The organism is Luxibacter massiliensis (assembly GCF_900604355.1).
GTDB lineage: Bacteria > Bacillota > Clostridia > Lachnospirales > Lachnospiraceae > Luxibacter > Luxibacter massiliensis.
In genome coordinates, this window is the sequence record NZ_UWOE01000001.1 from 2,520,275 (window position 1) to 2,542,207 (window position 21,933).

A 21,933-nucleotide genomic window follows, 5' to 3' on the forward strand; every position below is an offset into this window, starting at 1 on the left:
GAGCAAGCTGTGTCACTAGATAAACAGTTTGAAAAAGCAGGCATCCTCTGGAAATATTCTACCCTTAAATTATAGTTCTTCTTTTACCCCTGCCTAACAGATTATCAATTTAGAATTTTAGATACTTCTTCATCTGTCATATTTACAATCTTTTTGACATTTCCTTTCTTATCACGTACAACTTCTAAGTCAAGGCCATCCGCAGCTTTGCAGTCGATATAGGTCATACTAGTATCTGCGTCATAAAAGAAATGAATCACTTCGTCGTTATAAATCCAGTTATCTGTTGATAAATCATAGGAAACACCATAATCTGAATATGCACTCAGGGTATCATCTTTTTCATCAGGATTACCAAGTTCAAAGGATCCTGCTATGTCAGCCGCTCCGGCATTTTTTAACTCCTCCTCCGTCTCATGTTGTTTGGCCGTGCGATTTTCAAACTCTGTTTCAGACGCAGGGGTTAAACCCGTCAATTTTCCAGATGCATCCCGCAGGGGATTCAAATCTATTATACCATCTGCATAAAAAAATGCATTCGTGTTTTCTTCACTGATTTTATCGCTAAAAAAGCGTACCATTTTCCCTTCATAGAAAAATCTGTCTTTTTCCTCATCGTAAGATAAACCAAACTTCTTATAGATTGAGTACTGATGTGCAATTTCCTCTCTCTGTTCTGATTCTTCTTTTTCCTGCTCTCCGTCTGGCACCTCACTGGCATCTTCACTGGCCTGTTCTATTGCCGCAGAAGCTACGCCTTTCGCATTCACTTTCTCATCTGCCGCTGCAGGTTGTTTTGCACTGCAACCCGGCAGACAAAAAAGAAGAAATAAACAAGCCAGAACGCAAATTATTATTTTTTTCATAGTATACCACCCATCCTTCTTTCTTTTCTTGTAATTAAAGTATATCCGAACAGTTTGTGGTACCTTTGGGATTCATTTGTGATTAGAATGAAAAAAATGGCTGACTTTTATACCTTGCTCCCTACTGACATTTATACTGCATATATTTATAAACTGAAGCTAAATTGGACACCCCTATCCGTATTGCAAACATTACATACACTTCCATGTTGCTCAAGAGCTTTCTGAACGATATGTAAACCCAGGCCGCTTCCACCTGATTTTTTGCTTCGTGATAAATCCAACCGATAGAACGCATCGAATAATCTCGGCAGCTCTCTTTCTGGTATACTTACCCCCGTATTCTCTATAGAAAATGTAAGACTATTGACATTTTTGCGCAAAACAATGTTAATGGACTCTTCCTGAGGTGTATACTGGATTGCATTGCCAATCAGGTTTGAAAAAACTTTCTCTATTAAGAAACGATTACCTTTTATCTCAGCAGTTTCAGGTAAATCAAGACACAGTGTCAAATTTTTCTGTATCGTTAAATCCTCGGTTTCGGCCAAATAGTATTGAACCAGGGAAACACACTCTATTATTTCCATACGGAAATCTGTTCCAGAAGTTTCTAATCTTGAAATTGTCAATATTTCCTTCACCATCGTCTCAAGAGTATTGGCAATTTCCAATGAACGGGCCAGATATTTTTCATGATCTTTATATGCCCCTACACCAAGTATCATCCCCTCTAACTGACCTTTTATAATTGTTATGGGCGTTTTTAATTCATGGGATGCTGCAGAAAATAAACTTAATCTTGCCTGTTCAAGCTCTCTTTCCCGTTTTATATCCTTTTCTAACTGCTTATTTGCATCTTGCAATTCTGATAATGTAATTGAGAGTTTGTAAGAAAGTGTATTCAGGCTTTTTTCCAAAGTTCCCAGTTCATCACAACGCCGCTCATCTAACCGCCAGTCCAATTCAAATTCAGACATCTGTTTCGATATACGGCTTATTTTCAACACAGGCTTTGTAATAATCCATGAATATAACCATGAAAACATGAAAGAAACAACGAGAATTATGCAAAGTAAAACTGGTAAAACCTGCAGAAAAGACTTCTGTAATTCTGCCACCTGCGCAGCCGCCCCATATACCACAAGCAAATAACGTGTACTTTCATTGTGAAATGAAAAATAATAGCTGTTTGACAGTACAGGAACATTTTCTGACACTGGATCTGCTGTTTCTGATGCACTTCCTGCCTCAGTACCTCCCACAATATTTGTTGGCAAAAATACTTGCTGCCCATTATCTGTATACAGTTCTACAAAACTAATATTATCTTTTTGCTGGAACTGGTCAAATAATCCTCCACTATTTTCTCTTGTTGTCTGTTCTAGTTCTCCCAAAAAAATCTGTGTTTGCTTATTTAATGCACGGTTCAATTCGCTGGAATATGTTTTCGGCATTATAAATGCCAAAGCTCCATATACAAATAAACTAACACTGAACAAAAGAATCGTAGTAACTATAAAAACCTTAATAAATAGGCTGCTTTTAATTTTCCTTATCAATCTTATACCCCACTCCTCTGATTGTTTGAATAAAATCGATTCCTAATTTTTTACGTAAATTCTTGATATGAGTATCAACAACACGTTCATCCCCGTAAAAATCATATTTCCATAACTTATCCAATAAAATCTGCCTTGTCATAACCCTCCCCTGATTCATCAATAATTCACGCAATATATCGAATTCCCTTTGAGTCAGTCCAAACACATTTCCGTCAACACAAGCAGAATAACTCTCCAGATCCAATACTAGATTTCTATAAAAGATGGTTCGATGCTGATCTTCTGATAAGTGGCTACTTCTGCGTAGAACAGCCGCAATTTTGCGAATAAGGACAGGCATAGAAAACGGTTTAGTAATATAATCATCAACCTGTAAATCCAATCCCCTGATTTGTTCCTCTTCTCCGCTTAATGCAGTAAGCATAATAATTGGTACTTGTGACTGTCTGCGTATCAACTCACAGACAGCAAACCCATCAATTTTAGGAAGCATAACATCCAGCAGTATCAGGTCAAATTGAACGGATGTGAAAAGGGAAATAGCTTCAACGCCATCGTTGGCAACACTTGTATCATAGCCTGCATCCTGCAGAAAATTTTGTAGTAATTCCTGTATATCTAAATCATCCTCAACGATTAAAAGTTTGGTCATAAAATCATCTCCTCAATATGAGTATAACAAAGTAATTTGTGATTAACATGTAGTTTACATAACTTCTGCGTTTATCCGGTTCAAAATCCTTTACTTGAGATTCTTGATTTTCTAATCAGTTTTGTTCCAGATGGCACAAATACCGGCCGCAATAAAACTCCTCTCGTTCCCCTCTTGGCACCCTCTATAAATCATAGTATTATTTTATCTGCGCATTAATCAATATATATTATAGTAATTTAATTTATAATAGCAAAAAGAAAGGAAGCCTTCTCTATGAGCAGCCAAAACAAAAAGACGAAGCTTTAATGAAAACAAGCCAGGGGCAAACAAAAAACAAATGTTTGTCCACTGGCCATTCTCAATTGTAATCCACCGTAAAAGAGTCCATACAAAGATGCCCTTATCAAATATCCAGGGCATAAGAAACATCATATCCAATGCGGGCATTGCAATCAGGAAGTCTGGGCCAATAATCAGTTTCTTTCTATGATATCCGTCCACACCCCTCCCAAAGTCAAAGACCCCGATGCAAGCATACGGGGCATCAAACTAGCAGCGATGCAGGCATCGGGGTATTAGAAGCTCGCGGCAGTCGCCAAAATGGACGTGTAAATATGTCCCCTTGGCTCGTTGCTTGCGGGAATAAAACTAAAAATTCATCAAATCATTTTGTATTCTTAGTCTTATATGTGTGATTAGGCTATTATAATTGCAATTTTTTCTGTATTAGTCCAAGTGTACGCTGTCCAACTTTTTCCTTGTCAAAACTGTCTACTACGGCTTTCATTGTTTCAGCACTCCAAAATATCTTAAGTTTCTCTTTTGCGCGGGTTATCGCAGTATAGAAAATAGAATGCGATATTTTTTCTGCATTATAAGAAGGGATAATTATCTTTACAGAATTGTACTCTAAACCCTGAGCCTTATGGATAGAAACAGCATATGCAATTTGAAACGGAATAATTGTCTTGATTCGTTCTTCCTCTGCTTCTGTTTCATCCTCACTTGCAATCACTTCTAAGCGTATTCTTGTCCTAAAATCTGTCACGTCAACAAATTCAAAGCTTTCATTTCTGCATTGCCGCTCCGTTAAAATAGTATCTATATCAAGGGTAAATATTATGGCCGATTCTCTTTTCGAGATATCTACAATTCTTCCTTTCAAATTATTATACAGTAAAGGAGAGCGCTTAGTATCAAAAAAAATCACTGGGTCTCCGACTTTGAATGTCCACTCAGCCCATGTATATACTTTGCTTTTCGTATTAGCATTTTGAAAATAAAGGTTCATGTTGTTCAAACCAAATTTGCCATCATAGTTTAAACATAGTACAACTTCATCTTCATCCTGAGATGCAAATATTTCTTCTCCTATATCAGCCAAAAATGAACCATCCATTGCAAGTTTTTCGGTGATAATAGGCTGAATTTTTCTAACTTCATCCCATAAGCCTTTTAACTCTTTTTTATCCGTTCTCCATGTATTTAAAAGTTCAACATTAGCACCATCTGTTTTAATAATATCCTTTGCATAATAAAACCAGTTGCCAAAATCAATGGATTCAATTTGATAAATATCACCAGCTAAAACAAGTAATGTACTTTCATCAATTTTTTCAAGCAGCCTCTTCATAGTCCTATTATCTATAGTACTGCATTCATCAACAAAAACTATATCATAATCTGTAAGTGTAATTGTTTTGGTAAAACTATCAACACTTATAAAATCAGAGTCAACACCGGGATTTTCAATACGTCTTTTCAAATTCTGCAAAGCAGTATGTGTTTTCGTAAGGAAAAGTTTCTTAGATTGATTCATCATATTAGAAATATAATTAATCAATGTAGTTTTTCCAGTACCAGCTGCTCCGTAAATGAGCATTACCTGAGAATTTACAAATAGTTTTTGCAATGCAGCCTTTTTTAACGGATCTTCGAAATTTATATTACATTGCCTCAGATACCGCAGGTTGGATTCCTTTTGGCCTCTATTACTCATACTTGAAAGCTTTAACAATACACTAAGTATAAATATAGTTGTACTTTCGTAAGAGTCAATGGATAAGAAACCATTTTCTTCTTTTATCATAAAGCCATTACTGCGCTCCCATTGATCCAGACTAGAATTGTACTTTTTTACCTCCTCCCGGCTTGCTACCGAATCGACGTCAAAGTACAATTCTCCAGTTTCACATATCATACTTTCAATTGCTAAGTAAGGGCGTACTATATTAAACATGGCGGAACTATTTGTTATTTCAAGAATATCCTTTAAATTGCCTTTACTGGTTTTCCTTCCTGCTAAATTTGAAATAAAAGGCTTTTTCTCAAACGGATAACATCTACTCGTAATATAAAGCTCGTCAGAAAGGCAATACTTATCAAATGTATTGGGCAATACGGACGCCAATGTCTCTTCCCGCAGGTTTAGTAATATGTATCGTATTGTATGCTTTCCTCTTTTGTTTGAAGATAGGGAATAGTCTCTTCTCAGTTTTATCAATATATCCTTAAAAATATTAGTTTTTGTCTCTCCATAGATTTGATTTATAACATATTGAAAGTGATTATCATGTAAGTTAATTAAGTCGAACAAATTCATACCTGTCCTGGTTAGAAAATTCATCAATGAATTGTACTCGCCATAATTCTTGCTTAATTTAATGTCACCCCCCAAAATTTTCCCTAATTTATTTAAACAGGAAGGGGCAATGGATACTTTCCAATTGGTTACTACTTTAATTTTACTTTTCACACCCCAAAGATGAATTTCTGCATCGGCATATGCAAACTGTATTGAATAATTAGTTGATATATTTTGCTTGCTATATACAGTTATACGATTAAATTTCGTTGCATATATCCCAGCAAGCTGTAATGTAATTTCAAAATATCTCTCTCCGTTTACAAAGAAAGGGGTCTTTTTTTGAATATAATATCTGGAAGTTCCCGCTACTTTCGGTGATAAGTCAATTGCACGAATACTCGAAGCTACCATTTCATAATACTCAATATCAAGAGTATCCGTATTCAAAGGAAATATTTCCAGATTTGCCAATACAATAATATTGAAATTATTTTTTAAGAATTTTCTAATTTCCCAAAGATAACTGTAATATTTCAGCATCAACCTTTCAGATTGCCCTTCCTCCGGAATTCTTGACCCAATATATCTAAGTCCTTTCAAAAAGTTACTCAAATATTTAGTTTCAATATTAAACTGAGATAACTCCCATGCTAATCTTTCGCTTACCTCACTATATCCCAAATTTATTGCATATAAAACTAAAGCAGCATAGCACAAATCATATAGTCCATTTATAATCTTTCTTGATATATTATCACGAGATTTATTACCGTCATTCAGCCTGTCAAGTTCAAACGCTATATCTTCACATCGAACCTTGATGATTTTTATAGCATCATCCTTTCTGAGATTCTCTTTATTTAATTTATTTAAGAACAAATGCATGTTGATAATCCTTTGGAGTTTATAGCAGAATATACTAACACTTTCATCTGTATCTTTTATTTCATCTTCAGAATTGAATTTGATTGTAGTACTATTCTTTCCAAAATCTATTGATTGGATAAAACTTGGGGATAAATATTTCCAAAAAACACGCTTTTCACCCCTCACATCTGGATTTAGAACAATAAATAAAATTCCTGGATCTGCAGTCACATTATTCGCTATAAATGCCGGAAACGCCAAGCTTGTTAATCTATATGAAATAATACCGTTCACTTCTTTATAATCATGTGTTCCTTTTATCTGAACCATAAAGTTCTGTTCTGGGCATCTAGATATTTCAGGATTTGAAACAAACTCGAATGTACCATCATGATTTGGCCATTTATCATCGCAAGAGAAATTTGTATTAATTTTCCCGCCTGAAGTCAGGAATGTTTCTAAAGTTGAAACTGCTGCCCGATCTTCAGCTGAATGTTCAGAATGTGTTGAAAGATGACGTTTATATAACTCACTACTATTTGATTGCAAAAAATCACCTCGCTTTTTCAGCTATGCTTTAAATGCTATTTATTTTATACTTTCATTTTAGAACTATAGTAGCATAAAATGGAGTTTTTATACTTATCTATATCTGTTCCCCTTTATTAATAGATTAATCTGCTAGCAATGTTTGCATTGTCATTGGAATAAACCGCTCCTCCTTTCCAATCATTTTTAAGTATAGTATAACCTTGTTTCTGGTGGATTACAATATTCATACTTGGTTCGATGAATATCGTATAATCGTATTCACTATTATAAAAAATGAAAGCCTTTTTGAAGTACAAATTCCAATCACCTCCCAACCATTCTCAAAATCTTTACATAACAACTACTGCAAGATGAAAGACGCCACATGCGAAACTTCTTTTTTGACCTTCCTAAAAAAGACAAGACAAAAGAGGGTGTCGCAAAATCATCAAATTAGATGATTGAGCGGCACCCTCGCTCTATATATGAAAAATCCGGATGGAATCCTTTTGTTTCAGGAATCCTTCCGGATTTTTGGCGTACTTTAATAATGCTTTGTTTTTCTTGTTTTTTAAGCGGTCTCTTTTACTGGAAAAAGATGACTTCCAGTGCGTTCCCTCTGGATTTTTGCATGCAGTTTATTGATGTTGTATCCCATACACAGCAAAATAATCTCCAGTTTTACCTTGGTTTTCCCTCGCAGCAGAAATCTTTGAAATTCGTAATCATTTTTCAAAACACCAAAGGCTCCCTCTGCCTGGACGGAACGGTTCATCCGATATTTGATTCCCGTTTCACTTAGGATATTTTCATAGGATTCCTGTCGTTTTTCCAGAAAGCTTTTTGAAATGTATAACCGCTTATTTCCTTTTGCTTTAGTACATTTTTCTTTATAAGCACATCCGTTGCAGTCTTCACATTCGTAAACGGTTACTTCCGATTCATACCCGCTCTTGCTTTTCTGCTTTTTGATAAAAAGTGGGGACAGGGATTTCCCTGCATGACAAATGTATATATCTGCTTCTTGGTCATATCCCATATTTTCACGTTTGCTGATATCCTGCTTGAAGCTCCGTTTCTTCCATTTCTCATAAGTCTGTGGTTTTATGTATGGTTTTTGCTCTGCACTTCTCAGATAAGTATACGCTTCTTCACTTTCATATCCTGAATCAGCCGTTACACTCGGATAACGGAAACCCAGATTCGTTTCCATTGTCTTTAAAAAAGGAACCAATGTCCAGACATCATTTCGATCCTGAAAAATATCTGCTGCTACGATATATTCACTGTCTACTGCAATCTGTACATTATACCCGGGCTTTAACTGTGCATTTCTCATATGGTCATCTTCCATATGCATAAAGGCTGCATCCGGATCTGTTTTACAATAATTATTTCTTCCCTGAAAACTTGCCGTATGCCAGTCATAAACGCTTTGTCGTTCAAGAAATCTGCGAAAAAGCTCTAAATACCGTTGGTTTTTGCTTTTCTTTTTTCCTCGTCCGTGGACAAAAACGGTGTTGTCTCTCTGGCATCGGTTTTCTAAAAACCGGACTATGTTCTGTAAATCCTGGGTCCTTGATTCTGAAGTGACAGAAAAATCCTGCAGGTATTCCTTGTTCAGAAGCTGTATGGTTTCCTGTATCTTCCGAAACATTTTTTCTTCCCACTTTCCTACGGATTTTTTCCAGACAAACGTATATTTGTTTGCACAGGCCTCTAACTTTGTCCCGTCAATAAATACAGTCTCCTTTAACAGTTCCCCGGAATCCCCCAAACGTTTTACCATCTGGTAAAAGAGATTTTCACAGGCATCTGCCAAAAATCCGGTACGAAAGCGGGCAATCGTGCTGTGATCAGGAGCCTTTTGTCCAGCTAACAGCCACATAAAGTTGATATCCCTTTTGCAAGCTGTTTCCATTTTTCTTGAAGAATAAATGTTTTGAGAATAAGCGTAGGTCAGGATCTTGAACATGGTCTTTGGGTCGACTGCGGGATTTCTGCCTTTTGCAGAGTAAGCCTGATACAGCAAGCTGTAATCTAAATCCTCCAATTCGTGGCTGAGCAGTCGAACAGAATCATCATCAGGAACCAAACCTTCCAAATTTAATGGCAAAACCAGTTGATAAGGTTCGCCAAATTCGGTATAATTTTTATGGTATTTTAATTTACTTGACATATCTTATTATACCATGGATTGCGGACTCTTCGGAGTCCGTTTTCTATTTTAGGGTACAAAAAAGGAGCGCTGCTCCATAGGTGATTACTCACCTATTTTGCAACGCCCCCTCTTCTACATGAAACTAATTAATTTCTTATTCAGTTCTATGCGGTGTATTACTTTTGATTAATAGCTGCCTGTGCTGCTGCTAACCTTGCAATTGGCACACGGAATGGTGAGCAGGACACATAGTCCAGGCCAAGAGTATTACAGAATTCTACAGAACTTGGATCCCCACCATGCTCGCCGCAGATACCAATATGCAGATTCGGATTAACTGGCTTTCCTAAATCAATTGCCATCTTCATCAGTTTTCCAACACCTATCTGGTCAAGCTTAGCAAATGGATCGTTTTCAAAGATCTTAGCATCATAATATGCATCCAGGAATTTGCCCGCATCATCACGTGAAAATCCATATGTCATCTGTGTAAGGTCATTTGTACCGAAGCAGAAGAAATCAGCCTCTTTCGCAATCTCATCAGCTGTAAGGGCAGCTCTTGGGATTTCAATCATAGTACCCACTTCATACTTCAGACTGCTTCCAGCCGCTTTAATTTCAGCATCAGCAGTTTCAACAACCATTTTCTTTACATATTTTAACTCTTTAATGTCCCCAATCAGAGGAATCATAATCTCAGGGCAAACATTCCAGTCTGCATGTGCTTTCTGCACATTGATTGCTGCACGGATGACAGCCTTTGTCTGCATCTTTGCAATCTCTGGGTATGTCACTGCCAGACGGCATCCACGGTGTCCCATCATCGGGTTAAACTCATGGAGGCCATCAATGATTGTCTTAATCTCTTCCACAGTTTTGCCCTGGGCATCAGCCAGCTTCTTAATATCATCTTCCTCAGTTGGGACAAACTCGTGGAGCGGAGGATCTAAGAAACGGATTGTCACCGGATTTCCTTCCAGAGCCTCATAAAGTGCCTCGAAATCTCCCTGCTGTACAGGCAGAATCTTGTCAAGAGCTGCCTCTCTTGCCTCAACTGTATCTGAACAAATCATTTCGCGGAATGCATCAATTCTGTCGCCTTCAAAGAACATATGCTCTGTACGGCAAAGTCCAATACCTTCTGCACCCAGCTCACGTGCTTTTTTAGCGTCAGCCGGTGTGTCTGCATTTGTACGTACCTTCATGGTCCTGTACTTGTCAGCCCACCCCATAATTCTTCCAAACTCGCCTGCAATTGTAGCATCAACAGTTGGAATCAAGCCATCATATATATTTCCTGTGGAACCATCCAGAGAAATCGCATCCCCTTCATGGAACTCTTTGCCTGCAAGTGTGAACTTCTTGTTTGCCTCATCCATTGCAATCTCGCCGCAGCCTGATACACAGCATGTACCCATGCCACGTGCAACAACAGCTGCATGGGATGTCATTCCTCCGCGCACTGTCAAGATTCCCTGGGCAGCTTTCATACCTTCGATATCTTCTGGTGAAGTCTCAAGACGTACAAGTACGACTTTTTCACCTCTCGCAGCCCACTCCTTAGCGTCATCAGCTGTAAATACAACTTTACCACAAGCAGCTCCTGGTGAAGCGCCCAGTGCTTTTGCCATCGGTGTGGCAGCTTTAAGTGCTGCAGCATCAAACTGTGGATGGAGTAATGTGTCTAAGTTTCTAGGATCGATCATTGCGACAGCTTTTTCTTCTGTGATCATCTTCTCGTCAACCAGGTCACATGCAATCTTCAGAGCTGCCTGTGCCGTTCTCTTACCATTACGTGTCTGGAGCATATACAGCTTCTTGTCCTCAATGGTAAACTCCATGTCCTGCATATCTCTGTAATGATCCTCCAGTTTATTGCAGATGCCTACAAACTGCTCATAAACTTCTGGCATAACTTCCTTTAACTGGTCAATCTTCTGAGGTGTACGGACACCGGCAACAACGTCCTCTCCCTGTGCATTCATAAGGAATTCACCCATCAGCTTCTTCTCTCCTGTTGCAGGGTCACGTGTAAATGCAACACCTGTGCCAGATGTATCGCCCATATTACCGAATGCCATCATCTGTACATTGACAGCTGTTCCCCAGGAATATGGAATATCATTGTCCCGGCGGTATACATTCGCCCTGGGGTTGTCCCATGAACGGAAAACAGCTTTAATAGCGCCCATCAGCTGTTCCTTGGGGTCAGTCGGGAACCCTTCGCCGATCTTCTCTTTATATTCGTCTTTAAACTGTTCAGCTAAAACTTTCAGGTCATCTGCAGTCAGTTCAACGTCCTGTGTAACACCTTTTTCTTCTTTCATCTTGTCGATAAGTTCTTCAAAATACTTCTTACCAACTTCCATAACTACGTCAGAGTACATCTGGATAAATCTTCTGTAGCAGTCCCATGCCCAACGGGGATTGCCGGACTTTGCAGCTAAAACATCAACAACTTCTTCATTTAAGCCAAGGTTCAGGATTGTATCCATCATACCTGGCATGGAAGCCCTTGCTCCTGAACGTACGGAAACAAGAAGCGGATTCTCTTTATCTCCAAATTTCTTGCCAGTAACCTCTTCCATTTTTGTAATGGCATCCATAATCTGATCCATGATCTCATCATTAATCTTTCTGCCATCCTCGTAGTACTGTGTACAAGCTTCCGTTGTAATTGTAAAGCCCTGCGGTACCGGAAGACCTAAGTTTGTCATCTCAGCAAGGTTAGCGCCCTTACCACCAAGCAGGTTTCGCATGGTTGCGTTACCTTCTGTAAACATATAAACCCATTTTGCCATGTCTCAATGACCTCCTAAAAATATTTTTCAATTTAAAATTACTCTGAGTCGCATATATATTCTAAAGGTTTTATTTAGGCTAGTCAAGCATTTTGTCAGTAAATTCCTACAATTTTTGCGGGTTTGGTTTAACAATTTTTTCTTCTGGTATTTCCTATTTTTATATTTCTGTTTTTTTATATTTTTCAGCACCAAACAATTAAATGAAAATTTATCCTGCTCCCCACCAGGCACATCTTAGCGCTGTCTGGGCCATGCTGCGTCCTGTAAGCTTTATGCCTCTTTTAGAAAGGCAAGATATCCTTTAAGGGCCTCATAAATATCTGCTTTACTTGATACTTCCCAAGGGGCGTGCATACTCAGCACAGGAATCCCGCAATCTATTACATCCATCCCATAGTCTGCCATAAAATAAGCAATAGTGCCCCCGCCGCCTTTATCAACAGCACCCAGTTCTGCTGTCTGCATAATCACTCTGTACTTATCCATAATCCGCCTCAATTCTGCCATAAACTCAGGGTTTGCATCATTTCCGCCTGATTTCCCCCCGCTTCCAGAATATTTGTTAAATACCAGTCCATTTGCCAGATATGCAGAATTCTTTTTTTCAAAATACTCCTCAAACATAGGATCATAAGCTGCACTGACATCTGAAGAAAGCATTTTGGAATTGGCCAGGGCCCGCCGCAGTTTCAATTCAGAATAGTCCCCACATAGCTCCAGTACTTCAGCAACTGTATTTTCAAAAAACTTTGACCGCATCCCAGTCGCCCCAGTACTTCCTATCTCCTCTTTGTCCACCAGGAGGCAGCATGAAGTACGCTTTGAAATTTTCAGTTCCAGCAACGCAAGCAGAGATGCAAAAGCACAGCTTCTGTCGTCCTGCCCATATGCCAGGATCATGCTGCGGTCCAGTCCACAATCCCTTGCCCTGCCCGCAGGGACAATTTCCAGCTCAGCTGATATAAAATCACTCTCTCTAATCTGATAATGCTCTTTTAGTAAATTTAAAACCATCTTTTTCACGTATTTTGTTTCTTTTTCTTCTGCACAAAACTTTGTATTATTTTTTCCAATGGTTTTTCGTTCATCACCTGCTGCAGGCATATTCCCTATCAGCAAATCCATTTTTTCTGCGTTAATAAAGTCTTTAACCTTCTTCTCATTCTGCTCTTTTCCCAGATGTGGCAGTAAATCCGTAATTACAAAGACCGGCTCTTTATCCTTCTCTCCAATTTTAACCTCAATCTTAGTCCCATCCTTTCTGACCACCACTCCGTGAATTGCAAGAGGCATGGCCAACCACTGGTATTTCTTCACGCCCCCATAATAATGTGTGTCTAAATACGCCTGTCCCTGTTCCTCATACAGCGGAACCTGCTTCACATCAATTCTGGGAGAATCTATATGTGCCCCGAGGATATTCATGCCTCTTTCAAAGGGTTCTGACCCAATCTGAAACAAAACTACTGCTTTATCCATATAGCAAGCGTATACTTTATCCCCAGGCTTTAAAGCCGCCTGTTCTTTACGTACCATATCTAGGTCACGGTATCCCTGGGCCCTTGCCAGCTTCAGCGCCGCAGACGCACATTCGCGCTCTGTCTTGCTGCAATCCAGAAAGTGGCAGTATGCACGGCAAATATCCTCGACACGTTTTTTTTCTTCAGGACTATAATAGTTCCAAGCATTTCTTCTCTCCATAATACTTTCTGCTCCTCATTTTTCATTCAGGCCAGAATTGGCCAAGATTTATTTTTAACAAATATTATGGTGGATTTTTCCAAAACTATACATCCTGTTTTTATTACCTAGCTACTGTCATGTTTATTTATGGCTCTTTTTCACAATTCACAAAATATTGGCGCCATACTCTCATAAACACAGAATTGTTTATATCCCAGCCCCCTCAGTAATTCCTGTGTTTCTTTTATGTATTTCCCTAAATGTTCCCGCTTATGGCTGTCACTGCCTATGGTAATTATCCTGCCGCCAAGCTCTCTATACAATTTCAGAATCTCTATTGATGGTGTTGTATCAGATAAGCCATATCTATGGGAGGAAGTATTTACCTCGATTCCTTTTCCATCCGCTATGACAATTTTTAAAATTTTTTCTAGCAGCGGCTGTATTTTATGAAATGGATAAACACCTTTTTCATCATAGCGGGCAATTAAATCCATATGCCCTAATACACTATAGTTTTTATACTCCTGTATAACTGCCAGCATCTCCTCATAATACTTTTCATTATATTCCTTCTGGGTTTTCCCCCTCTGAAAATCTTGTGTCCAGAGTTCCTGATTATCAACCTGATGAATTGACAAAATAATAAAGTCAAAGGGGTATCGATGATACAGGGCGTTAAACATTGGAATTGTATGTGTCTGGATCCCAAACTCAAGTCCCATACGAATACAGATTTTATTTCCATAACGATGCTGCATTTCTTTTATCGCTTCCACATACTGAGGATAATTTACATTTGCCAATGGTTCTCCCTTTCGATATTTAATTTTTTGCCCACTGAACCGGTCATACTTTACCCCGTAATCAACATGATCCGTAAAACATATTTCATCCAGGCCGAGCCTGACAGCATCTATTACGACATCTTCCATACAATAGACTGAATCATCGCTATATTCGGTGTGGACATGATAATCTGCTAACACTCTCTTACCTCCATTGGCTTTTTTGTTATGAGAATTACAATTATACGGTACATTCTATGTAAATTCTATATGCATCTATCTTTATCCTATGACTTTATGTTTCATACTTTTCTCGAGGGGAATTACTCAATTACTTATTCCCTGCGCACAGGCACCCTTTATCTTCTTCAGATTCTTTTGGGCAGGCTTCCATATATGAACAGACTCTTATAATCCATGCCCAAAGGGCATCCCATGTCTCATCCCCGCATGGGACACCCTTCGGGTATCATTCGTTGGGCATAACCATCCGTCCGAAGGACTGTGTTAGGGGATGCCCTTTGGGTATACCTTATCGGACCCAGTCCGCCCGTCCGAAGGACATGTGTTAGGGGATGCCCTTTGGGTATGCCTTATTGATCATTAGTAGTCCGATAAGTATAAACTTTTTGGACGCTTCGGCAGCTATCTGCCCCTGTGCTTTTCCTTTCTTTTCTGCTGTTTCAGCTTAAACTGACGTTGTTTTTCCGCTTCTCTCTTTCTCCGGTTCACAGTCTTTCGCCTAATTCTCAGCTGCTCCTGCTGTAATTTCAAGGCTTGTTGCGATTTAGTACCTAGGCCGGTATTTTGTACATATTTCCGTACTTCCCGCTGCATCCGCTTCGGATTACGGATAGCTCCCTTCACATCAACCCCCACAGCCGGACTAAAATTCAGCCGATCGTAATTTTTCAGAACAAACTCATGTACCTCATAATCTTTTGGCTCCGCACCAAATATAACCTTACAAACGGACAGCCTCCCCTCAGATACGTGTTCAAAAACCCCTGCCCAGAACGGCTCCTCAAAATATACTGTTAATCTGCTTGATACTTTGTCCATGACAATTCCTCCTTAAATACTTGTAATGAACAAAGAATGGACGACCCTAAGGAGGGAGGGTTACTTACACCCGACGGTGCGGCCGGGCTACCTACCGGCTCTGTAAAAAAGTTCTTCTTACGTTGCGTTTTTATCTTTGCTCCTGGATTGTACCATATTACCGGCCATTTATCTATACCCAAAGGGTATCATCCCACACTGCAGATCCTCACGTACAGACATGCTTCGTCCAGCAAGGTGTACATCCGGGGTGACTCTATGTGAAGAGCATGTATTATGTGGAACTCTTTAAGGTTTAATATTGGGCACTTGTCAATATAATAAAGTTACGCCTATTGAACTGCTAATATCCAATAAGATATCCACTAAGCTGTATACGGCAAAAACAAAGAGCAAGCCACTAATAAGTAACTTACTCTTCATCTCTCTTTATCATCCTTTCGGCTATGCCTTATAGAAGATAACTATATCTTATGTCCTAAATTGATATAATATTTACAGACGCTTAGAAACTACAGTTTCTTTAGCCAAATAAACAGCAATTATTCTGCCAAATGAAACTTTGTATTACAAAAATTAATTTTCCACGCACTAACGCATATCCTTTAAAAATGCACAATATCCTCTATATGCCTCATATACATCAGCTTTGCTGGAAACTTCCCAGGGCGCATGCATGCATAAGACCGCTACCCCTCCGTCAATAACTTCCATACCAAACTGTGCAAGTATGTATGCAATAGTACCTCCGCCACCTGCGTCTATTTTTCCCATCTCTGTCATTTGAAAGGCCACATTATTATCATCAAACACCTCTCTCAATTTAGCGATATATTCTGCATTCGCATCATTAGATCCGCTTTTCCCTCTGGCTCCAGTATGCTTTTTAATCACTAATCCATTTCCAAAGAAAGACGACGATTTCTTATCATATACTTCTGTGTACATCGGATCATACGCTGCTCCTACATCTGAAGAAATCATTCTCGAATTTGCCAGGGTGTGCCTTAGCTTTAACTCCGAGAAACTTCCCATTTTATCCATCAGATCCGCTACAGCATTTTCAAAAAACCTGGAGTGCATTCCTGTTGCGCCCACACTTCCAATCTCCTCTTTATCTACAAAAATACAGCACGAGGTATATGCCACATCTGGAGTTTCCAGCATAGCTGCCAGAGAAGTGTACACACAAACGCGGTCATCCTGCCCATAGGCCATAATCATGCTCCTGTCTATCCCACAATCCCTGGCTTTTCCAGCAGGAACAACTTCCAGTTCCGCAGACATTAGATCTTCCTTCTCTATTCCATAAGACTCTTTCAAAATCTGCAGAATCTGCCCCGAAACAGCATCCTTTTCCACCTCCTTCAAAGGTTTGCTGCCAATCAAAATATCCAGATTTTCCCCCTCAACAACTACAGAGGCCTTTTTGTCCATCTGTTTACCGGATAAATGAATCAACAAATCTGTCACCACAAATACCGGGTCGTCTTCCTTCTCTCCAATAGAAATCTCTATCTTAGAATGATCCTTTTTTATGACCACACCGTGAAGAGCCAAGGGAAGAGTCACCCATTGGTATTTCTTAATCCCTCCATAATAATGGGTGTCAAAATACGCAAATCCACTTTCCTCATACAATGGATTCTGCTTCAAATCCATCCGCGGTGAATCCACATGCGCACCTAAAATATTCATCCCCTCTTCCAAAGGTCTCTGCCCAATATTAAACAATGCGACAGATTTCCCCATCCAGGAGGCATACACCTTATCTCCCGGCTTTACGCCTTCAGCATCTGAAAGATTACGGTATCCTGCTGCCTCAGCCTGGCAGATAATTTCAGATACACACTCCCGCTCTGTCTTAGCAGCGTCCAGAAATTTCTTATAACCTGTAGCAATACAATCCAGCTCAGTAAGCTGAGGTTCCGAATAAAGTTCCCATAAAGTTTTGTCCATAATGCCCTCCTTGTGTCTTTGGGGACGTAACCTTCTACAAAAGTATTACGTCCTAAATTACATTTAGTGGTGTACCAAAATGAAACTTGACCTGTACCTTTTTGGTAATCACGTACTCATTATACTCTCTTTAACATATTTGTACAATTTCTGTGCCCTATTCTTAGAAATATTTAATACGGCCATTAATTTACAAACATATTTATATCGCAAGCTTTTATCTTCTAATATTTCAACTGTTCTGTGGACACTCTCTTCTTTGCTCATATTTTTCAAGATAATAACTGCTAATTCCTGCATTTGCCTTTGCTTGTCCTCATATGTATCTATAAAGACCTGCAATACATCCTCTTCATGAAACGCCATGCCCATTCTTATTTCAGGAAATTTTTTATCCCACATATATATTGCATTTGTATGAATGATATCTGTTTTTCTATCACTATACTCATTAATGCTGCTAAATCTATATGTAGATATATTTTTTGACACTCCGGCCTTGACAGGATTTAAATGTATATATCGAATACAATTCCAAAAATACTTTTCACTCTCAATACATTCACTTCCAAACCGATTCTGAAACACATGCCCATTTCTTATATGTTTATAATTATAATATTCTGCATATTCAGCTAATACTCTAGCCATAAATAGGGATAAAACCTCTAATTCTGATTGAATTAAAAGATGAATATGATTTGACATTATGCAATATGCATAAATTCTGACATCATATTTTTCAAGATACTTCTTTAAAATTTTTAAGAAAAAATAACGCTCTCTGATTTGATTAAAGATATGCTCTTTATTAATACCTCTAGCAGTTACATGATAAAATTTTGTACTGCTTTCCTGCCGTTTTTGTATCGGCATTGCCTCACCTGCCCTTCATTAACGGTACAGGTCAAATTTCATTTTGGGACACCACTGTTTTTAATTTAGGACGTAGACTTTTTAAAAAGGCTACGTCCTAAATTACTTAAAACCTAATTTTTTCTTCAAAGTAGGACTTCAGGTCTTCTATTTTTACCCGTTCTTGTTCCATGCTGTCTCTATCACGTACTGTTACCGCCCCATCTTCTTCTGATTCAAAATCATATGTCACACAGAATGGTGTTCCAATCTCATCCTGGCGGCGATAACGTTTTCCAATATTTCCACGGTCGTCAAATTCACAATTATAAAATTTAGAAAGTTCTGTGAATACTTTTTCTGCGCCTTCATTTAACTTTTTAGACAAGGGGAGCACCCCTACTTTAACTGGAGCCAATGCTGGATGGAAATGTAGGACAGTCCGCATATCTCCGCCTTCTAATTCCTCCTCGTCATATGCACTGCATAAGAATGCCAGTACCATTCGATCGGCTCCCAGGGATGGTTCAATTACGTATGGAATATATTTTTCCTTCTTCTCGTCATCAAAATAGGACATATCCTGTTTAGATACCTCCTGGTGCTGCGTCAAATCATAGTCTGTTCTATCCGCAATACCCCAAAGCTCACCCCAGCCGAATGGGAATAAAAACTCTACATCTGTTGTCGCTTTACTATAGAATGAAAGTTCTTCTTTATCATGATCCCGGTATCTGACCTCGTTCTCTTTTAATCCAAGTGAACTCAGCCAATCCAGACAGTATTTTTTCCAATATGCAAACCACTCTAGATCAGTTCCTGGCTCGCAGAAAAATTCTAATTCCATTTGCTCAAATTCCCTTGTACGGAAAGTAAAATTCCCGGGAGTAATCTCATTGCGGAATGATTTACCAATCTGAGCAATTCCAAATGGTACTTTTTTTCTGGATGTCCTTTGGACATTTTTAAAATTCACAAATATCCCCTGCGCTGTCTCCGGACGCAAATATACAGTATTTCTGGCATCTTCAGTAACCCCCTGGAAGGTCTTAAACATCAGATTAAACTGACGGATATCAGTAAAATTATGCTTCCCGCAAGAAGGGCACTTAATTCCATGTTCTTCAATAAATGCTGTCATCTGTTCCTGGGGCCATGCATCTACAGTACCCTCTATTGCAATCTGATTTTCTGAACAATAATCTTCGATTAATTTATCTGCCCTGAACCGCTCATGGCATTCACGGCAGTCCATTAATGGATCCGAAAACCCTCCCAGATGGCCGGAGGCAACCCATGTCTGAGGATTCATTAGTATAGCACAATCAACCCCTACATTATATGGAGACTCCTGCACAAATTTCTGCCACCAGGCCCTTTTGACATTGTTTTTTAACTCCACACCTAAGTTCCCATAATCCCAAGTATTTGCAAGTCCGCCATATATCTCAGAACCCGGGTATACAAACCCCCTTGATTTAGCAAGAGCTACAATCTTATCCATTGTTTTTTCTACCATATTACTGATCCTCTCTCAAACATATTAATTGTTTAATATTATAACTGCTCTAGTCCTTTTTTTCAAGCAATTCCCAGATTAATTCTAGTTGGCAGCATCAACTACACTTTCTAGACAATGTTCAGACTCCTTCTAATGTTTCCAAAATTTCCAGGGATTTAAACCTTTTTTCTATATAAACATCCCTGTATCTTTCCATTACCTCTGCCAGCTGTTCAAGCACTCTATCTGTCACCTTAAATGTATATAATCTCTCTATTTTACTACTTTCAATATATTGCATGCTATATAAGGCAGACTGATCCAGACATATGCCGTCTATTACATCACTGTCGCATTCACAGCAAACCAGGCCACCCTTTTTTACACTAAAAACCACCGCTCTCGTTTTGTCTGCACAAACCACACATTGAAACACCTGAGGCCCTTCCCCATTTATACAGTATGCCCGCAGCTCAAATATGTATTGTACCAGCTTATTGGGGATATGGGGATTACTAAGGGCCCTGAGCGACTGATACAGTAATTTTAGCATCTCACGCTCATCATTAAACTCCTTAGCATAATAATTAGCAAACTCTAGAAAATAAAACCCATAGTATGCCCCAATAATATCTTCTCTAAGTTCTGAAAAATAATTAGATATACTGGCAGACTGTATAGTATACGATGACCGGCCTTCATACATTGTAAACTCTCCGAACGAAAAGGGATTTACAGCGCCCACCAATGGACTGTTAGGCCTTCGTGAACCCTTGGCAAACGCAGCAATTTTCCCTTGTTCTTTTGTCAATATTACAACCCGCCTGTCATATTCCCCAATAGGGGTTGTAGACAGAACCATCCCTGTCATCACTATCTGATTCACAATAACCTACCCCAATATCGTTTTCCTTGGAATGCATTTCTCCATCCCCATATTTTCCCATCTTATAGGACAAGTAGTCTTTAATTGTCCCCGTAACCATAAACTGCTCCCAGTATTTTTGTTCCATCGGATCACCTCTTCTTCTGTCTTAATATTAGCATCTCCGATTCAAACAGCAGTATACCTCGTAAAATCTGCCAGCACATTTTACTCAAAATGCCTTGACAGCCATTCTTTCTTCTTATCTGTCACTCTGATAACCAAAATTTTTCATTATAAAATCGCTGTCCCGCCAGTTCTTTTGCACCTTTACCCATATTTTAAGGTTTACCTTACAGTCCATGAACCGCTCAATTTCATACCGGGCCGTACTGCCAATTTTTTTAAGCATCCCCCCCTGTTTGCCTATAATAATCCCTTTATGGGAATCTCTTTCGCATATAATAGTTGCATCAATATGCATCACTTTCTTTTGCATTTTCATCCTATCTATTGCGACGGCTATGCCATGGGGAATCTCCTCCTGCAGGCAATGCAGCGCTTTTTCACGTATCAACTCTGCTACAATCTGACGTTCAGGCTGGTCTGTAACTGTGTCTTCATCGTAAAATTGTGGTCCACATGGAAGATATTGCAGGATTACTTTGACAAGTTCATCCGTATTATCTCCATTTCTTGCTGAAACCGGTACAATCTCAGCAAATTCATATTCCTTCCTATAGGCATCTATAAACACCAAGACTTCTTCCCGCTTAACCATATCAATCTTATTAATCACAAGAATCACTGGTGTCCTGCTCCTTTTCAGCTGCTCGATTATATGCCGCTCACCAGTCCCAATAAATGTAGACGGCTCCACCAGCCATAGAACCACATCCACCTCGTCCAAAGTCTTCTCTGCTACATTCACCATAAATTCTCCCAGCTTATTCTTGGCCTTATGTATGCCGGGGGTATCCACAAAAATAATCTGTCCCTCATCAAGTGTAAGGACAGTCTGGATACGGTTTCTGGTCGTCTGTGGTTTGTTTGATGTAATTGCAATTTTCTGGCCAATCAGATAATTCATAAGCGTAGACTTCCCCACATTTGGCCGGCCAATTAAAGTAACAAAGCCTGATTTAAAATTCTCTTTCATCCCCTTACCTCCATTTAGGTACACC

The 21,933-nt window shown here is 39.1% G+C and carries 15 protein-coding genes; all 15 read right to left on the reverse strand.

Annotated elements, in window-relative coordinates:
* Nucleotides 1–104: 104 nt before the first annotated feature.
* The 15 genes from EFA47_RS11625 to era all read right to left on the reverse strand — a co-directional run bounded on the left by EFA47_RS11625 (nucleotide 105) and on the right by era (nucleotide 21,908).
* The gene (locus EFA47_RS11625; protein WP_122643426.1) at nucleotides 105–866 is read right to left on the reverse strand and encodes a hypothetical protein; all 762 of its coding nucleotides are present in this window, start codon (nucleotides 864–866) and stop codon (nucleotides 105–107) included.
* Between the two features lie 146 nt (nucleotides 867–1,012).
* Nucleotides 1,013–2,428 (reverse strand): sensor histidine kinase, encoded by a 1,416-nt coding sequence (locus tag EFA47_RS11630; protein WP_122643427.1) that lies wholly within the window; start codon nucleotides 2,426–2,428, stop codon nucleotides 1,013–1,015.
* The gene (locus EFA47_RS11635; protein WP_122643428.1) at nucleotides 2,412–3,083 is read right to left on the reverse strand and encodes a response regulator transcription factor; all 672 of its coding nucleotides are present in this window, start codon (nucleotides 3,081–3,083) and stop codon (nucleotides 2,412–2,414) included. The genes EFA47_RS11630 and EFA47_RS11635 overlap by 17 nt, the downstream gene beginning before the upstream one ends.
* Nucleotides 3,084–3,789: 706 nt before the next feature.
* Nucleotides 3,790–7,089: an ATP-dependent DNA helicase gene (locus EFA47_RS11645; protein ID WP_122643430.1), complete on the reverse strand. Its 3,300-nt coding sequence runs from the start codon at nucleotides 7,087–7,089 to the stop codon at nucleotides 3,790–3,792.
* Nucleotides 7,090–7,642: 553 nt separating this feature from the next.
* Nucleotides 7,643–9,250 carry an IS1182 family transposase gene (locus tag EFA47_RS11655; RefSeq protein ID WP_122642779.1) on the reverse strand — a complete coding sequence of 536 codons (1,608 nt, stop codon included), beginning with the start codon at nucleotides 9,248–9,250 and terminating at the stop codon, nucleotides 7,643–7,645.
* Nucleotides 9,251–9,408: 158 nt separating this feature from the next.
* Complete coding sequence (gene ppdK, locus EFA47_RS11660) at nucleotides 9,409–12,033, reverse strand: pyruvate, phosphate dikinase (RefSeq protein WP_122643432.1); 2,625 nt, start codon at nucleotides 12,031–12,033, stop codon at nucleotides 9,409–9,411.
* Between the two features lie 273 nt (nucleotides 12,034–12,306).
* Nucleotides 12,307–13,737: an aminopeptidase gene (locus EFA47_RS11665; protein ID WP_122643433.1), complete on the reverse strand. Its 1,431-nt coding sequence runs from the start codon at nucleotides 13,735–13,737 to the stop codon at nucleotides 12,307–12,309.
* 140 nt (nucleotides 13,738–13,877) lie between these two features.
* On the reverse strand, nucleotides 13,878–14,708 hold the full coding sequence (locus EFA47_RS11670; RefSeq protein ID WP_122643434.1) for a histidinol-phosphatase HisJ family protein: 831 nt from the start codon (nucleotides 14,706–14,708) through the stop codon (nucleotides 13,878–13,880).
* Between the two features lie 444 nt (nucleotides 14,709–15,152).
* A complete protein-coding gene (locus EFA47_RS11675; protein ID WP_122643435.1) occupies nucleotides 15,153–15,569 on the reverse strand; it encodes a YjdF family protein in 417 nt (138 codons plus the stop codon).
* Between the two features lie 591 nt (nucleotides 15,570–16,160).
* Nucleotides 16,161–17,528 (reverse strand): aminopeptidase, encoded by a 1,368-nt coding sequence (locus tag EFA47_RS11680; protein WP_122643436.1) that lies wholly within the window; start codon nucleotides 17,526–17,528, stop codon nucleotides 16,161–16,163.
* A gap of 108 nt (nucleotides 17,529–17,636) precedes the next feature.
* A complete protein-coding gene (locus tag EFA47_RS11685) occupies nucleotides 17,637–18,404 on the reverse strand; it encodes an REP-associated tyrosine transposase (RefSeq protein ID WP_122643437.1) in 768 nt (255 codons plus the stop codon).
* 106 nt (nucleotides 18,405–18,510) lie between these two features.
* Nucleotides 18,511–19,902, reverse strand: a complete 1,392-nt coding sequence (locus EFA47_RS11690) for a glycine--tRNA ligase (protein ID WP_122643438.1) — start codon at nucleotides 19,900–19,902, stop codon at nucleotides 18,511–18,513.
* 121 nt (nucleotides 19,903–20,023) lie between these two features.
* On the reverse strand, nucleotides 20,024–20,770 hold the full coding sequence (gene recO / locus EFA47_RS11695) for a DNA repair protein RecO (RefSeq protein ID WP_235853257.1): 747 nt from the start codon (nucleotides 20,768–20,770) through the stop codon (nucleotides 20,024–20,026).
* A complete protein-coding gene (locus tag EFA47_RS11700; RefSeq protein WP_122643440.1) occupies nucleotides 20,712–20,897 on the reverse strand; it encodes a hypothetical protein in 186 nt (61 codons plus the stop codon). The genes recO and EFA47_RS11700 overlap by 59 nt, the downstream gene beginning before the upstream one ends.
* A 114-nt stretch (nucleotides 20,898–21,011) precedes the next feature.
* Nucleotides 21,012–21,908 (reverse strand): GTPase Era, encoded by an 897-nt coding sequence (gene era / locus EFA47_RS11705; RefSeq protein ID WP_122643441.1) that lies wholly within the window; start codon nucleotides 21,906–21,908, stop codon nucleotides 21,012–21,014.
* Nucleotides 21,909–21,933: the final 25 nt, after the last annotated feature.

What these genes read in the sequence shown, in the direction of transcription:
- EFA47_RS11625 (WP_122643426.1), bottom strand. Translation starts at nt 866, where the DNA reads ATGAAAAAAATAATAATTTGCGTTCTGGCTTGTTTATTTCTTCTTTTT.
- EFA47_RS11635 (WP_122643428.1), bottom strand. Translation starts at nt 3,083, where the DNA reads ATGACCAAACTTTTAATCGTTGAGGATGATTTAGATATACAGGAATTA.
- EFA47_RS11655 (WP_122642779.1), bottom strand. Translation starts at nt 9,250, where the DNA reads ATGTCAAGTAAATTAAAATACCATAAAAATTATACCGAATTTGGCGAA.
- ppdK (WP_122643432.1), bottom strand. Translation starts at nt 12,033, where the DNA reads ATGGCAAAATGGGTTTATATGTTTACAGAAGGTAACGCAACCATGCGA.
- EFA47_RS11665 (WP_122643433.1), bottom strand. Translation starts at nt 13,737, where the DNA reads ATGGAGAGAAGAAATGCTTGGAACTATTATAGTCCTGAAGAAAAAAAA.
- EFA47_RS11675 (WP_122643435.1), bottom strand. Translation starts at nt 15,569, where the DNA reads ATGGACAAAGTATCAAGCAGATTAACAGTATATTTTGAGGAGCCGTTC.
- EFA47_RS11680 (WP_122643436.1), bottom strand. Translation starts at nt 17,528, where the DNA reads ATGGACAAAACTTTATGGGAACTTTATTCGGAACCTCAGCTTACTGAG.
- EFA47_RS11685 (WP_122643437.1), bottom strand. Translation starts at nt 18,404, where the DNA reads ATGCCGATACAAAAACGGCAGGAAAGCAGTACAAAATTTTATCATGTA.
- EFA47_RS11690 (WP_122643438.1), bottom strand. Translation starts at nt 19,902, where the DNA reads ATGGTAGAAAAAACAATGGATAAGATTGTAGCTCTTGCTAAATCAAGG.
- EFA47_RS11700 (WP_122643440.1), bottom strand. Translation starts at nt 20,897, where the DNA reads ATGGAACAAAAATACTGGGAGCAGTTTATGGTTACGGGGACAATTAAA.
- era (WP_122643441.1), bottom strand. Translation starts at nt 21,908, where the DNA reads ATGAAAGAGAATTTTAAATCAGGCTTTGTTACTTTAATTGGCCGGCCA.